Origin of the sequence: Amycolatopsis sp. NPDC051045, from assembly GCF_040682955.1 — a bacterium.
Taxonomy (GTDB): domain Bacteria; phylum Actinomycetota; class Actinomycetes; order Mycobacteriales; family Pseudonocardiaceae; genus Amycolatopsis.
This window is the reverse complement of sequence record NZ_JBFBCC010000023.1, coordinates 106,168-121,103: the sequence shown is the minus strand read 5'-3', so window position 1 is coordinate 121,103 and position 14,936 is coordinate 106,168. Positions and strand designations below refer to the sequence as shown.

At 72.5% G+C, this 14,936-nt stretch carries 11 protein-coding genes; 4 read left to right on the top strand and 7 right to left on the bottom strand.

Annotated features, from left to right (window positions below; genetic code table 11):
* The 4 genes from AB0M80_RS36685 to AB0M80_RS36670 all read left to right on the top strand — a co-directional run.
* Positions 1 to 4,805: condensation domain-containing protein (locus tag AB0M80_RS36685; protein WP_364574141.1), on the top strand; the 4,805-nt coding region annotated here is incomplete at its 5' end.
* Entirely contained in the window at positions 4,802 to 5,623 is an 822-nt protein-coding gene (locus AB0M80_RS36680; protein ID WP_364574139.1) for an ABC transporter permease, read from the top strand. The genes AB0M80_RS36685 and AB0M80_RS36680, both read left to right, overlap by 4 nt.
* Positions 5,624 to 5,709: 86 nt before the next feature.
* The gene (locus AB0M80_RS36675) at positions 5,710 to 5,913 is read left to right on the top strand and encodes an MbtH family protein (RefSeq protein WP_364574137.1); all 204 of its coding nucleotides are present in this window, start codon (positions 5,710 to 5,712) and stop codon (positions 5,911 to 5,913) included.
* Positions 5,913 to 6,878 carry an ATP-binding cassette domain-containing protein gene (locus tag AB0M80_RS36670; protein WP_364574135.1) on the top strand — a complete coding sequence of 322 codons (966 nt, stop codon included), beginning with the start codon at positions 5,913 to 5,915 and terminating at the stop codon, positions 6,876 to 6,878. Before AB0M80_RS36675 ends, AB0M80_RS36670 begins: the two co-directional genes overlap by 1 nt.
* Here the strand turns inward: AB0M80_RS36670 and AB0M80_RS36665 are convergent.
* The 7 genes from AB0M80_RS36665 to AB0M80_RS36635 form a co-directional block, all read right to left on the bottom strand.
* Positions 6,871 to 8,169 carry an MMPL family transporter gene (locus AB0M80_RS36665; protein ID WP_364574133.1) on the bottom strand — a complete coding sequence of 433 codons (1,299 nt, stop codon included), beginning with the start codon at positions 8,167 to 8,169 and terminating at the stop codon, positions 6,871 to 6,873. The two genes, AB0M80_RS36670 and AB0M80_RS36665, sit on opposite strands and share 8 nt — an antisense overlap.
* A 162-nt stretch (positions 8,170 to 8,331) precedes the next feature.
* Positions 8,332 to 9,330 carry a 2,3-diaminopropionate biosynthesis protein SbnA gene (gene sbnA / locus AB0M80_RS36660; RefSeq protein WP_364574131.1) on the bottom strand — a complete coding sequence of 333 codons (999 nt, stop codon included), beginning with the start codon at positions 9,328 to 9,330 and terminating at the stop codon, positions 8,332 to 8,334.
* A 13-nt stretch (positions 9,331 to 9,343) separates the two neighbouring features.
* Positions 9,344 to 10,381, bottom strand: coding sequence for a 2,3-diaminopropionate biosynthesis protein SbnB (gene sbnB, locus AB0M80_RS36655; RefSeq protein ID WP_364574129.1), 1,038 nt, complete (start codon positions 10,379 to 10,381; stop codon positions 9,344 to 9,346).
* A gap of 35 nt (positions 10,382 to 10,416) precedes the next feature.
* Positions 10,417 to 11,823, bottom strand: a complete 1,407-nt coding sequence (locus AB0M80_RS36650) for an ATP-grasp domain-containing protein (RefSeq protein ID WP_364574127.1) — start codon at positions 11,821 to 11,823, stop codon at positions 10,417 to 10,419.
* A gap of 14 nt (positions 11,824 to 11,837) precedes the next feature.
* Positions 11,838 to 12,578 carry a 3-oxoacyl-[acyl-carrier-protein] reductase gene (gene fabG / locus AB0M80_RS36645; protein ID WP_364574125.1) on the bottom strand — a complete coding sequence of 247 codons (741 nt, stop codon included), beginning with the start codon at positions 12,576 to 12,578 and terminating at the stop codon, positions 11,838 to 11,840.
* Positions 12,575 to 13,684 carry a beta-ketoacyl synthase N-terminal-like domain-containing protein gene (locus tag AB0M80_RS36640; protein ID WP_364574123.1) on the bottom strand — a complete coding sequence of 370 codons (1,110 nt, stop codon included), beginning with the start codon at positions 13,682 to 13,684 and terminating at the stop codon, positions 12,575 to 12,577. Before AB0M80_RS36640 ends, fabG begins: the two co-directional genes overlap by 4 nt.
* Entirely contained in the window at positions 13,681 to 14,931 is a 1,251-nt protein-coding gene (locus AB0M80_RS36635; protein ID WP_364574121.1) for a beta-ketoacyl-[acyl-carrier-protein] synthase family protein, read from the bottom strand. Before AB0M80_RS36635 ends, AB0M80_RS36640 begins: the two co-directional genes overlap by 4 nt.
* Between the last annotated feature and the right edge of the window lie 5 nt (positions 14,932 to 14,936).

The following is a 14,936-nucleotide window of genomic DNA, read 5'->3' as shown; positions in this document are numbered from 1 at the left end:
TCCGGGTGGTTTCCCGGGCGATCGCGGCGGATCCGGACGCGTTGTTCGGCTTGATCCGGGCCGAGGGTGTTTCGGTGCTGGAGGTCGTGCCGTCGTTGTTGCGGGCGGCGCTGGATTCCTGGGACCTGGGCGAGCAGCCGGATGTTTCGGGGCTGCGGTGGCTGGTGGTGACGGGTGAGGCGTTGCCGCCGGATTTGTGTGCGCGGTGGTTCGCGCGGTTCCCGGAGGTGCCGTTGGTGAACGCCTACGGCCCGACGGAGTGTTCGGACGATGTGACGCACGCGGTGCTCCGGTCCGGTGTCGAGGTGGTGCCGATCGGCCGTGCGGTGCGCAATTCCTGGTTGTACGTGCTGGGCGATGAGCTGCGTCCGGTGCCGGCGGGGGCGGTGGGTGAGCTGTTCGTCGGCGGTTTGGTGGTCGGCCGCGGTTACGTGGGTGACCCCGCCCGGACGGCGGCGGTGTTCGTCGCGAATCCGTTCGGTCCCGCCGGCGCGCGGATGTACCGCACCGGGGACCGGGTCCGGATGCGCCCGGACGGTCAGCTGGAGTTCGTGGAGCGTCGTGACTTCCAGGTCAAGATCCGCGGCCACCGCATCGAACTCGGCGAAATCGAAGCCTGCCTCGCCGCGCACCCCGCGGTCGGGGAAGCGGTCGTCACGGTGCACGGCACGGGTAACGACCGGCGGCTCGTCGCCTACGTCTCCGGCGCCGCACCCGTCACCACCGAAGAGCTGCGCGAGCACGTGACCGCGCAGCTGCCGGCGTACATGGTGCCGGGTTCGTACCTCGTCCTCGACCGCTTCCCGCTGACGGCGCACGGCAAGATCGACCGCAAGGCGCTGCCGGCCCCCGAACAGCACACCGGCGCCGGCGTCCGCGGTCCGCGCACCCCGGTCGAAGCCACGCTGTGCGAGATCTGGGCCGACGTGCTCGGCGTCGCCGAAGTCGGGATCGACGACGACTTCTTCGTCATCGGCGGGCATTCGCTGCTGGCGAACTCCGTCGTGAGCCGGGTCCGGACCGCCCTGGACGCCGAGCTTTCGATCCGGGACCTCTTCGAGGCGCGGACGGTGAGCCGGCTCGCCGGCCGGCTCGTCTCCGCGGGCCAGGCGGGTGCCGGCTTCCGGAAGCTCGAGCGGCCGGACCGGATCCCGCTGTCCCACGCGCAGACCCGGATGTGGTTCCTGAACCGGCTCGAAAGCGCCGGGTACAACATCCCCCTGGCCGTCCGGCTGGGCGGCGAGCTCGACCCGGCGGCCCTGGCCGCCGCGCTCGGCGACGTCGTGGAGCGGCACGAAATCCTGCGCACGGTCTTCCCCGACGTCGACGGGATCCCGTACCAGCGGGTGCTCGAGCACGCACCGGACGAACCGCTCGCGACGGCGGCCGTGACCGAGGAACAGCTCACCACGACGCTGGAAGCCGCGGCGAGCCGCGCGTTCGACCTCGCGGCCGACCGTCCGCTGCGCGCCACCCTGTACCGCGTGGCGGACACGGGCGAGCACGTGCTGCTGCTCGTCCTCCACCACATCGCCGGCGACGGCTGGTCGGTGGACGTGCTGGCCCGTGACCTGGCCACCGCGTACGACGCGCGAGTGCGGGGAACCGAGCCCGGCTGGGCGGAACTGCCCGCGCAGTACGCCGATTACGCCGTCTGGCAGCGGGAGCTGCTCGACGACCGGCAAGCGGCCGGCAGCGCGGCCGACCGGCAGTGGCAGTTCTGGCGCGAAGCGCTCGACGGCGTGCCCGACGAGCTGCTGCTGCCCGCGGACCTGCCGCGCCGGGCCGCCACCGCCTTCCGCGGCGGCTCGGTGGACTTCGAGGTTTCCCCGGCCGTCCACAAAGCACTGACCGCGTTGGCGCGCCGGTCCGGCGCCAGCGTCTTCATGGTGGTGCAGGCGGCGGTGGCCGCGCTGCTCACGAAACACGGCGCCGGCACGGACATCCCGCTGGGCAGCCTCGTCGCGGGGCGCTCGGACGAGGTGACGAACGACCTCGTCGGGTTCTTCGTGAACACCCTGGTCCTGCGCACCGGCACCGGCGGCAACCCGACCTTCACCGAGCTCGTCGCCCGGGTGCGGGACGCCGACCTCGAGGCCTACGCGCACCAGGACCTGCCGTTCGAGCTCCTGCTCGAAATGGCCCGGCCTGCGCGGTCGCTGTCGCGCCAGCCGCTGTTCCAGGTGATGCTGTCGTTCTACGAGGTCCCGGATCCTCGGTTCACCATCGGCGGGCTGCGGGTGCGGCCGGAAGTACTGCCCGCCACCGGCGCGAAGTTCAAGTTCGACCTCACCTTCCAGCTCGGCGAGCGGCCCGGCGAGGCCGGCCTGGAAGGCAGCATCGAGTACTGCGCCGACCTGTTCACCCCGGAGGCGGCCGGCCTGCTCGCCGGGCGGCTGAACCGCCTGCTGGCCGCGGTCGCGGACGAGCCGGACCTGCCGCTGAGCCGCGTCGAGCTGCTCACGCCGGCCGAGCTGAGCCTGCTCGGCCCGGCGGCGACCGCGGAGCCGGCCGAGCTGCCGGTCCTGCGGAACACCCGCGGTCCGGCGCTGAGCTGGGCGGACGGTCAGCTGAGCCACGCCCAGCTGCGCCGGCGGGTGACCGCGGAGGCGCGGAAGCTGACGGCCCGTGGCGCGGGTCCGGAGCAGACGGTGTCGATCGCGGCGGCTTCGGCGGCGGATCGCGTGGTTCACGTCCTGGCCGCCCTCGAAGCGGGAGCCGCGTACCGGCTGGTCGACGCCCAGTCCGAGGTGACAGTCGTCGAAGGCGAGCCCGGCACGGCACCTGTCGCTCCCGGGAATGCGGCCGCGCACCTGCCGGACGGCACCGTCCTCTCCCGCCGGGCGCTCGCGGAGTCGGTCGCCGCACTGCGGGAGCTTGTTCCCGCCGGTAGCCGCGTGCTCGTCCCCGACCTGCCCGGCGCCGTTCCCGCCGTGCTCGCCGCGCTGGCCGTGGGTGGCTCTGTCCACCTCGGCGAGGCCGAAACCGGCGACGCCGCGGCGCTCGCGCGGCTGCTCGAAGGCGAGCCGGCCGCGGTGCTGTTCGCCACCGGCCACCAGGTCCGCGCGCTGGCGGCCCGGCACGAGCAGGCCCTCGCCGGTGTCCGGCTGATCGTCGACGGCGAGCCGCTCGCCGCCCCGCTCACCGAACGGCTCCACCGTGCCGGGGCGGAGGTGTACGCGCGCTACGGCAGTCTGGTCGGCCCGGCCGAGCCCGGCAGTCTGCCCCGACCGGCCCGCGCGACGAGCGCCTACGTTCTCGACGACACGCTTCGGCCGGTCCCGCCGGGCGCGCACGGCGAGCTCTGGCTCGCCGGTCCCACGCTCGCCCGCGGCTACGCGGGCCAGCCCGGCGACACCGCGTCGCGGTTCGTCGCGGACCCCTTCCACCCCGGGTCGCGGATGTTCCGCACCGGCGACGTGGTCCGCCGCCGGCTCGACGGCACCCTGGAGCTGGTCGCCCGCGCGGGCGAAACCGTGCGGGCCCGCGGGTTCGCCGTCCGGCCGGTCGAGGTCCAGACCGCGTTGCTGCGGCACTCCGGCGTCGCGGCGGCCGAAGTCGTGGTCCGCGAGGACCGGATCGTCGCCTACGTCGTGCCTCGCGGCGACACCGAAGACCTGCGCGAGCACCTGGCCCGGGAGCTGCCGGACTTCGCGGTGCCGTCGGCGATCGTCGAACTCGCGGCCATCCCGCTCACCGCGGCGGGCGAGCTCGACCACGGGCAGCTGCCCGCCCCGAAGGCCCCGGCCCGCGGGGAAGGCAGCACGCCGGCCGAGGAGGTCCTGCGGCTGGCGTTCGCCGAAACGCTCGGCCTGGCTTCGGTCGAGGTGGACGCGGACTTCTTCGCCTTGGGCGGCAACAGCCTGCTCTCGGTGCGGCTGGTCGCGCTGGCTCGCAACGCGGGTCTGCGGTTCACCGTGGCGGACGTGCTGACGCACGGGACCGTCGAGCACCTGGCCGCGCTGGCCCGCGTCGGCGACGACGGCGGCGAGGTCCTCGACCCGTTCGCCCCGCTGCTGCCGATCCGCCCGACCGGCGACCGCGAACCGCTGTGGTGCGTGCACGCCGGGCTCGGGCTGAGCCTGCCGTACCTCGGGCTCGTCCAGCACCTCGACCCCGGCCGCCCGATGTACGGGCTGCAGTCCCCGAACATCGGCGGCGAGGGCGAGCTGCCGGTCAGCGTCGAGGACGTCGCCGAGGAGTACGTCGCCCGGATCCGCGCGATCCAGCCGTCGGGCCCGTACCACCTCCTCGGCTGGTCGTTCGGCGGGCTGCTGGTGCACGAGATCGCCGTGCAGCTGCAGGAAGCGGGCGAGCGGGTCGGCACCCTGTGCGTGCTGGACAGCTTCCCGGTCGAAGCGGCGGGCCAGGCCCCGCCCACCCGCCGCGATCTGCTCGTCAGCTTCCTCGAGCACCTCGGCCACGACGCCGGCGAGTTCGCCGATGCGGACCTGTCCGCGGCGGACGTCATCGACGTCCTGCACCGCGGCGGGTCACGGCTCGCCGGGATCGGCGAGGAGCGCATGTCGCGCGTGCTCGACGTGATGAGCAACAACGGCGAGCTCGCGCTGCGGTTCGAGCCCGCCCGGTTCTCGGGCCGCCTGCTGCTGTTCCTGGCGGCCGACGGGCTCACCGAGGACGAGCTCGCCGCGCGGCCGGGACGGTGGGCGCCGCACGTCGAGGGAACGATCGAAACGCACCGCATCGACTGCGGTCACGAATTCATGATGCACCCGCAAGCCCAGGCCGAGATCGGCCGCATCATCGCCGCCGAACTGGACGGCTCTTCCGAGGAGGACGAATGAGTGTGATTTCCGCGGCCGAACGCCGTCGGCCCGCGGTGGGCGACGCCCTGGTCGAGGTGCTGGCGCTCGCCGGGCGCCGCCTCACCCACCTGCGCAACGTGCCCGGCCGTCTGCTGGCGATCACCCTGAACCCGCTGATCACCATGCTGGCGATCGGTTATGTGTTCAAGGACGCGGTGATCGTGCCGGGCGGGGGCAGCTACCCGGAGTTCCTGTTCCCCGCGGCGCTGATGCAGGTCGGCCTGGCCGGCATCGCGCCCACCGCCATCGCCGTGGCCACGGACCTCAACGGCGGCCTGACCGACCGGTTCCGCTCGCTGCCGATCACCCGGCCCGCGGTGCTGATCGGGCACTCCCTCGGTGACCTCGTGGTCGGCCTGATCGCCCTGGTGATCACCGTGGCGTCCGGCCTGCTCGTCGGGGGCCGCGTGCACGGCGACGTGTTCTCGCTGCTCGGCGGGTTCGCTCTCCTCGTCGTGTTCCTCTACGCGATGATCTGGGTCGGCATCCTGCTGGGGCTGTCGCTGCGGAACCCGGAGGCGATCGACGGCATCGGCGCGGTGGCCTCGCTCGGGCTTTCCTTCCTGTCCAACGCGTTCATGTCGATCGAACTCCTGCCGGTGTGGCTGCGGCCGGTCGCGGAGTGGAACCCGGTCAGCTCGGTGACCACCGCGGTGCGCCGGCTGTGGGGCACCCCGGTCGAGGCGACCGGCGGGTTCCCGACCCAGCATCCGGGCGTGGTCGTGGCGATCACCTTGATCGTCACCCTGGTCGTCGCGGGCTCCTTGAGCTTCCGCAAGTACCGCACCATCAAGTAGCGGGTCAGGTGGCGGTCAGCGTGCCGTCAGCCGGTCCGAACACCATGACAGCAAGCCACCTGGCCCGACACAGACGGAGATGTGAAGTGACGAGTCCTTTCGACGACGAGAACGGCCGGTTCCTCGTCCTGGTCAACGACGAGGAAGAGCGCAGCATCTGGCCGGTGTTCGCCGCGGTGCCGCCGGGGTGGCAGGTCACGCAGGGGGAGAGTTCCCGTGCGGACGCGCTCGCCCACGTCGAGACCACCTGGACGGACCTGCGCCCGAAGAGCCTGCGGGACGCCGGCTGATGGCGAGCGAAGCGCTCGACCGCGAAGCGGCCATCGAGGTCACCGGGCTGCGCAAGGGGTTCGGCAGCCAAGAGGCCCTGTCCGGCATCGACCTGCGGGTGCCCGCGGGCTCGGTGCTGGGCCTGCTCGGCCCCAACGGCGCCGGCAAGACCACGACCGTCCGCGTCCTCGCGACGCTGCTGCGCCCCGACGGCGGCACCGCGCGCGTCGCCGGGTTCGACGTGGTCACCCAGTCCAAAGAGGTGCAGCGCCGGATCGGCCTCGTCGGCCAGTACGCCGCGGTCGACGAACTGCTCACCGGACGGCAGAACCTGCAGCTGCTCGGCACGCTGCTCCACCTCGGCCGGCGGGGGGCCCGGGCCCGGGCCGTCGAGCTGCTCGAGCGCTTCGACCTGACCGCGGCCGCCGACCGGGCGGTCGGGACGTACTCGGGCGGCATGCGGCGGCGGCTCGACCTGGCGACCTGCCTCATCGGCCGCCCGTCGGTGCTGTTCCTCGACGAGCCGACCACCGGCCTCGACCCGGCCAGCCGCAGCACGCTGTGGGGGATCGTGCGGGGCCTGGTCGACGAGGGGGTGACCGTCCTGCTCACCACGCAGTACCTCGAGGAGGCGGACTACCTCGCCGACCACATCGTCGTGATCGACCACGGCCGGGTGATCGCCGAGGGCACCGCCGACGAGCTCAAGCGCAAGATCGGCGCCGAGCGGCTCGAGGTGGCCGTCGCCGATCCCAAGTGGCTCGAGCCCGCGGTGTCGGCGCTGTCCGGGGTGTCGGGCTCGTCGGTGATCGTCGACGAACGCAAGCGCAGCATCGCGGTGGAGCTGCCCGACACCGCCGGGGGCATCGCGGCCGCGGCCGCGGCCCTGCGCGACGCCGGCGTCGAGTACACGGACTTCGCGTTGCGGCGTCCCACGCTCGACGAAGTGTTCCTCGACCTCACGGGGCGTCCTTCGGTCACTTGACCGGCCGCCACCAGTTCGTCCGTCCACCCAGGACGGCCAGCCGGGGCAGCAGCAGGAACCGGACGATCGTCGTGTCGACGACGAGGACCACCGCGGTCGCCAGCGCGAACTCGCGGACGTCCCCGCGTTCCGTCAGTCCCCAGACCAGCCACATGACCACCGTCACCAACAGCGCGCCGCCGGAAGCCGACCAGGCCCGGCGGCACGCGTGTGTCACGGTGTTGCGCCGGGACATGCCGGCGAGGGTTTCGCTCCGCAGCCGGTGCAGCAGGTACACCTGCAGGTGGTTCGCCGGCACGAGCAACGCGATCACCAGGACCATGGGCGCCCAGCCGGGCATCGGATCGACGAGGACGGCCAGCGTGCCGAGCCCGGCGAGCGCGGCGACGCCGTTCAGCAGGAAAGTCGCGAGCGCCACCACCGGGCGCCGGTAGGCGACGAGCGTGGCCAGGCCCAGGACCACCAGCAGCGTCACCACGCCCCAGGCGTCCAGGTCTTCGGCCATGGGCCGGCAGCTCGCGCAGCCGGCGGAGAACACGCGCAGCGACCCGTAGGCCGCGGCGACGCCCACCGTCAGCACGCCCAGCGCGATGGCGGTGGGCCGCACGAACCGGGGCAGGGGCCCGACTTTCAGGGCCGAGGGCGGCGGCAGCGGCCTCGCCGAGGCGAGCACGCGATCGTTCAGGGCCGGCAGCAGGCTGAGCGCGGCGAGGGTCGCCACCAGCACCACCACGAGCACGGCGGCGGCCAGCGGCGCCAGGCCCGCCGTGCCGGCGAGCGCCACCGCGGTCAGTGAGACGGCCAGGCCGACGCCGGAGACGAGGGCGGCGTTTCCTGCCGTGCTCGCGACGATCCGGGCGGCGCGCGACGCGTCGTTCCCGCTCGCCCGCGCTTCCCGGCTCCGGCAGAGGGCGAACAGCATGTGCTGGACCGCGACCGTGATGACGATCAGCAACGCGGCGTCGGCGATGAGCGGCGATATCGGGACGGACTCGGAAACCGCGTCCAGCAGGGCCGCCGACGCGGCCGTGACCACGCTGATGAAGAGCGCGGACACGAGCAGCAGCAACCGGGAGAACGGCGCGATCAGCAGCACCGCGACCGGGGCGGCGACCACCGGCCACCAGTTCGCCGCCACGTTCGGGTCGGACAGGGAGCCGTCGCCCAGCCGGCGCCCGCCGGCGAGGCCGGGCAGCTCGGCGAGGGCCACGAACACCAGCCACAACGCGATGACCGCGCTGGGGTGCTCGGCCGACCAGCAGGAGGCGCGGACGGCGAGCGAAGGCTTCACGATCGTCCCCGTTCGACCCGATGGGCAAGGCGGCGTTCGCGGCCGTCCCTATCCGCGCATGAGTTCGAGTCTACTGGATCGTGACCACGCGTTCACGGGGTGTGAGACCCGGATCCGCGGTGGTGCTAGGCCGTGTGTGGTGGATCACAGCCCCGGGCCCGGTCATCGGCCGGGCCCGGTGGGCTGGATCGCGGTGCCGTCTTCGAGCAGGCCGTCTTCGAGCAGTTCCTCGCCGTAGAGGTCCGCCACCCACTGGTCGTGGTAGACGGTGTCGAGGTAGCGGTCACCGAGATCGGGAGCGATCGCCACCGCCGTCCCGATCTCTTCGTGCCCGGCCAGCCAGGCCAGTGCTCCGCTCACCACGGTCCCGGTCGAGCCGCCGAAGCAGAACCCCGCCCGGGTGAGGGCCCGGCAGGCGCGCACGGTGTCCGCCTCTTCCACGTGCACCACATCGTCGACGTAGGCGAGGTCGAGCATCGGCGGCCGGATCCCGGTGCCCAGGCCGGGGATCATCCGGCGTGCCGGAGGGGTCCCGAAGGTGACCGAGCCGACCGTGTCGATCGCGACCACCCGGGTGGCGGGCTGGTGCTCGCGCAGGTACCGGGCACACCCCATGAGCGTCCCGGTGGTGCCCGCCCCGATGAAGACGACCCCGGCGTCGGGAAAGCCCCCGGCGATCTGCGGACCGGTCGTTTCGTAGTGGGCGCGCCAGTTCCCGGCGTTCTCGTACTGATTGAGCCACACGTGGCCGCGCTCGGCGCACAGCTGCTTGACGAGTTCGATGCGCGCGCCCAGCAACCCGTGCTCCGGGTGCGGCTCGGTGACGATGCGGACTTCCGCGCCGAGCGTCTCCATCAGCTGCCGGGCCCCGAGCGTGCACCGCGAGTCGGTGACGCAGACGAACCGGTAGCCGGAGCTGGCGGCGACGAGGCTCAGCGCCACGCCCAGGTTGCCGGACGAGCTCTCCACGAGCGTCGAGCCGGGCCGCAGGTCGCCGCGGCGTTCGGCGGCGGCGACCATCGACCGGGCGGCCTTGATCTTGATCGACCCGGCGAAGTTGAAGCCCTCGCACTTGAGGTAGAGCGAGCGGCCGGCGAACCGGCGGAGGTCGACGAACAGGTCGTCGGTGTTGAAGTCCTGCGGAACGGTGATTATCGGCACGCGAAGCTCCCGGTCATCGCTTGCCGTACCGGTCGAGTTCGAAGAAGAACTCGTCCACGGTCCGCAGGTCGCCGGAAGCGCGCAGGTGGTCGTAGACGTGCTTGCCGACGGCGAGGTCGAGCACCCCGAGCCCGAACGGCGAGAAGATCAGCGGCCGGTCCCGGGGCAGGGTGGCGCGTCCGGTCATCACGTCGTGCAGGGTCCCGGACAGGAAGTCCCGGCCGCCGGTCCGCTGCTCGGCCAGGTGCACCGACGTGTTCGCCTTGAGGCAGTGCTCGACGTCGTCGACGACGTTGGTCGCGGCGAGGATCACTTCCGGGGCCAGGTCGCGCAGCGAGACGTGCAGGACCAGCGGGTTGTGCGCGAACCACGCCGGGTCGTGGACGTGCGGTTCGCCGGCGACGGTCGCGAACACGACCAGGTCGCTCCCGCGGATCAGGTCCTCCGCGGTGTCGTGCACGGTGACCGACGGCTGCCCCGACGCGCTCAGGTAGCCGCTGAACCCTTCGGCGTGCGCCGGGTTCAGGTCGAACACACCGACGTCGTCGAAGCTCCAGCCGGCGGCGGCCAGGTACGCGTGGACGTAGCGCGCGATCAGGCCGGTGCCGACGATGCCGAGGCGCGCGGGCCGGGCCCGGTCCCGGGTCAGCCAGTCGGCGGCGAGCGCGGCCGACGCGGCGGTGCGGGTGGCGCTGATGATGGAACTTTCCAGGCAGGCCAGCGGATAGCCGGTCTGCCGGTCGTTGAGGACCAGGATCGCCGAGGCCCTGGGCAGCCCGCTCGCGACGTTCTCCGGAAAGCTCGAGATCCACTTGAGCCCGTCGACCGCGATGTCCCCGCCGATCGACGCCGGCAGGGCGATGATCCGGGACGACGGCCGGTCGGGGAAGCGCAGGAAGTAGGACGGCGGGTTGACCGTGTCGCCTTCGCCGTGCAGGCGGTAGGCCGACTCGATCAGGTCGATGACCAGTTTCTCCTGTCCACTGAGGACTTCGTGGACCTGCGCCCCGGAGACGACGGCGAACTCCGGGACGGACGTGCTCGTGCTCATGCTGGAAGCCTCCTGAGGCGATGGGTGGGCGTGGGTCACGCCGCGGCGAGCGTGGTGAGGCGCTCGGTGATCCGGTGGTCCAGTTCGTCGAGGTCCGCCACCGATGGCCCGATGAGCACGCCGTACAGGCGCCCGGCGAACGCCTCGCCCGCGGCCGCGAGGCCGGCGCCGGCGTTGACCGTGGCGAAGTTGTTGACGAGCAGCCCGCTCCCGGAGCCGAAGAACAGCAGGTCCCCGAGCGTCTCCCGCAGCCGCGCGAACGGCAGGGGAGCGGCGAGGCGCACCGGGTAGTGCCGGGCCATCGCGACGGCGCCGTCGGGCACGAACCGCTCCTGGAGCGGCACCTGGTAGGTCGACATGTTGTTGCGGGCGTTGATCTCCAGCACGGGGAAGATCCCGCCGTCCGGTTCGACCAGCGCGTCTACGCCGACGACGCCGTAGTAGCCGTCCGCGGCCAGCCGGGCGCCCAGCGCGTTCGCCGCGTGCCGGATCACTTCGTGCTGGAGCTCGTCGAGCCGGGCGGGCATCCGGTGTCCCTTGTGGACACCGTTCTCGGTGATCGCCTCCTTGACGAAGTCGAACCGCACCGAGCCGTCGCGGCCCACCGTGAACTGGTAGTTCAGGTCGGCGCGCTTTTCGACCCAGGTCTCGGTCACCAGGGCGAGCCGGTCGCGCCCGGCCCGCTGCGCGGAGCGCTCGATCATCCGCTGCAGGCGCAGCAGCCGCTGTTCGCTCGTGACGACGGCGATGCCCTTCCCCGACACGCCGAACGCTTCCTTCACCACCACCGTGCCGCCGTCGGCGAGCACCTTGGCCGCTTGCGGCACCGCCTCGGCCAGCTCGGCGGGTGTGTCGCAGATCCAGCCGGGCGGCTGCCGCAGCCCGAGCTCGTCGGCCAGCCGTCTGCTGTAGACCTTGCTGTTGACGGCTTTGCAGAGCGCGGCGGGCGGGGTGGCCAAGGGAACGCCCGTCCGGGCCGAAAGTTCCTCTTCGACGGCCGACGCGCCGTGCGGCAGCAGGTGCGCGCCGTCGGTCGCCAGCTCGGCGAGCGCGGCGACGAGCGCCGGGTCGGCGAGCGCGTCCTGGCTGACGTTGCGCGCCGGGTCCGGTGCCGCCACGACGTGGATCTCCGGCAGCTCGAAGCCGAGGCCGAGCAGGTAGCGGTGGTAGTCCGGGTCGGGCGCGTGCTTCAGCACGACGTGATCGCCCTTGCCGCCGAGCAGCAGCGCGAACTCGTCCATGCTGTTGACCACCGCCGTGCTGCCCGCGGCGGACACCCGCGGCAGGCCGAGCTCGTCGGCGGCCCACAGCTCCTCGACCTCGAAGTTGCCGAGGAAGACGAACGGGTGCTCGGCCGAGCCGAGCGCGGCCGCCTTCAGCCGGGCGATGAACCGCGGGCTCGTGGTATCAATCGACACAGTATCGGTGCTTTCGGACTCCATGACGGAGCCTCCCCTCAGACGACCAGACCGCCGTCGATTTCGAATACGCTTCCGGTGATGTAGGCGGCGCGGTCGGAGGCCAGGTAGGCCACCAGGTCGGCGACCTCCTCGGCCGTGCCGAACCGGCCCAGCGGGACGGCCGCGCGCAGCTTCTCGCGGGCCTTGTCGGTCATCTGGGCGGTCATGTCGGTTTCGATCAGGCCCGGCGCGACCGCGTTGACCCGGATGCCGAACCGGCCGACCTCCTTGGCGAGCGCCTTGGCGAGGCCGATGACGCCGCTCTTGGACGCCGAGTAGTTGACCTGGGTCGGGTTGCCGTGCACCCCGGACACCGACGACAGGGCGACCACGCTGCCGCGGCGCTGCTTGAGCATGAGGAACACCGCCGGCTGGCAGACGTTGTAGACGCCGTCGAGGTTGGTGCGCAGCACCTGCGTCCAGCGTTCCTCGGTCATCGTCACGAACGCGCCGTCCCGGGTGATGCCCGCCGACGTCACCACGGTGTCCGGGACGCCGAGGTCGGCGGCCGTCCGGGCCACCCACTCGCCGGTCGCTTCGCGGTCGGTGACGTCGACCTTCGTCGCGACCGCGCGCCGCCCGAGGTCGTGCACCTCCTTGGTGAGCACGTCGGCGGACTGCTCGTCCGCGCGGTAGCAGAACGCGATGTCGTGGCCGCTTTCGGCGAGTTTCAGCACGACCGCGCGGCCGATGCCCCGGGAACCGCCGCTGATCAGCGCGACCTTGGGCGCGCTCATCCGACGGGCTCGCCGAGCCGCAGCAGCGTGCACGCGACCGAGCCGTCGTCGTCGCAGGTGGTGACCACCGTGTGGTCGGCGCCGGACCGCCCGGCCGATTCGGCGACGCTGAGGACGGCGGCGAGCTGGAACATCGCGCTCGCCGAAGCCGTGTCACCGAGGAGATCCGCGGACGGGACCCGGTCGACGGCCGCGTCACCGAACAGCTGCCGCAGGGCCACCGTCTCGACCGGTTCGCCACGCGAGTCGGTGAAGCCGCTGCCGGTCGCGGCCCACACCTGCTCGGGGGCGACCCCGGCGGCCGACAGCAGCGCGCGCACCGCCACGGCAACCGTTCCGGCGAGGTCACCGTCCAGGCACACCCGGGACTCGAACCCCTCCAGGGTGCCGAGCACCCGGCGGCCCGGGGGCCGCAGTTCGGCGGGCTCGAGCAGGAACATGGCGCAGCCCTCGCCGATCACCACCGGGTCCGGCCCGCCGCGGCGGTGGTGCTCCACCCACGCCCGTGCCGGCGAGTACTCCTCGGCGGCGCCGCAGAGCACCCGGGTCGCCCGGCCGGTCCGCAGCAGCCGCCGGGCGTAGTTGAAGGCGTGCGGGCCCGTGGTCCGGCCCGCGGCGATCGTCGCGTTCGGACCCTTCAGCCCGTGCCAGATCGCGGCCTGCCCGGCGGCGCAGTTCATGACGCAGCCGGGTACCGCGGCCGGTTCGACGTGGTCGGGTTTGTCGCCGGTGAGCGACGCGCGGGTCAGGTCCATCATGCTCTGCACGCTGCCGGTCGTGGTGCCCAGCACGAACCCGATGTCGTCGCGCTCGTCACCCGGCTCGACGCCGATGTCGGCGAGCAGGTGCTTCGCCGCGACGACGGCGAGCCCGCTGACCCGGTTCATCGCCCGGGTGCCCTTCGAACCGAGGATCGCCCGCGGCTCGAAGCCGGGAACGGTGCAGGCCGTCTCGCCGGGGCCCCGCGACCAGCGTTCCGGGTCCAGGGTGGACACCGGCGACGTCCGGGTGCGGACGCCGTCGGCGAAGGAAGACCGGTCGTGGCCGAACGGCGAGATCGCCGTCCAGGCGGAAATGACCGGGGCGTTCAGCGTTCCGGTGCTCATGCCACCGCCTCCCTGGGACCGTCGTAGCGGCCGATCAGCACGACCGAGTTGTTGCCGCCGAAGGCCCAGCCGTTGTTCTGCACGATCCGCAGGTCCGCCTCGATCGACACGTTGGGCACGCAGTCGACGGCGCACTCGGGGTCGGTCTCGATGTGGTTGATCGTCGGCGGGATGAACCCTTCGGTGATGGCGACCGAGCAGCCGATGGCGGCCAGGGCGCTCGCCGCGCCCATCGAGTGGCCGAGCATCGACTTCATCGACACCACGCGGGGTGTGTCTTCGCCGAACAGCTCGCGGATCGCCGCGGCTTCGGTCTTGTCGTTGGCGTGGGTACCGGTTCCGTGCGCCGAGATCAGGTCGACCTCCGCGGGCTTGACGCCGGCGTTCTCCAGCGCCAGCTCCATGCACCGGGCGATGCCGCCCTGGTGCGGGGCCACCGGGTGGTGGGCGTCGCAGGAAAGGCCGTAGCCGAGCACTTCGCCGTAGATCCGGGCGCCGCGCGCGAGCGCCGAGTCCAGGCTCTCCAGCATCAGGATGCCGGCGCCCTCGCCGGTCAGGATGCCCATCCGGTTCTTGTCGAACGGGCGGCAGAAGTCCGGCGCGATGCTGCGCAGCCGGTAGAAGGAGGTGAACGTCTTGCGGCAGACGGCGTCCGCGCCGCCGCACAACGCGAAGTCGGCTTCCCCCAGCCGGATGGCGTCGAACGAGTGGCCGATCGCGTAGTTGCCCGCCGAGCAGGCCGTCGCGATGCTGCCGACCTCCACATTGGACAGCCGCAGCTCGTGGGCGATCGACGTGGCGAGCCGGCCGGCCGAGGTCCGCCGGGCCAGCCGCGGGCTCATCGCCTCCGGCCCGCCCGCGATCTCCAGCGAAACCATGCTGTCGAGCTCGTGCGACTCGCCGTCGGTCGTGCCGACCGAGAGCAGGCAGCGCGCGTCCCGGAGCACGTCGAGGTCGATGCCGGAGTCCGCCACCGCGAGCCGGGCGGCCGCGGTCGAGAACCGGCTGGCTCGGCCGAGTGAGTCGATTTCGACGTTGTGGATCCAGCGTTCCGGCTCGAAGCCGATGACCTCGCACCCGTTGTTGTGCTCGAAGCCGGTCGTGTCGAAGACGCTGATGGGCCGGACGTTGCTGCGCCCGGCGCGGAGCGCGGCCGTGAACTCCTCGATGCCCGTGCCGAGGCTGGAAACCACCCCGCAACCGGTGATCACCACCCGTCTGCCGGGTGTGGTGGACTGTTCGCTCATCGGAT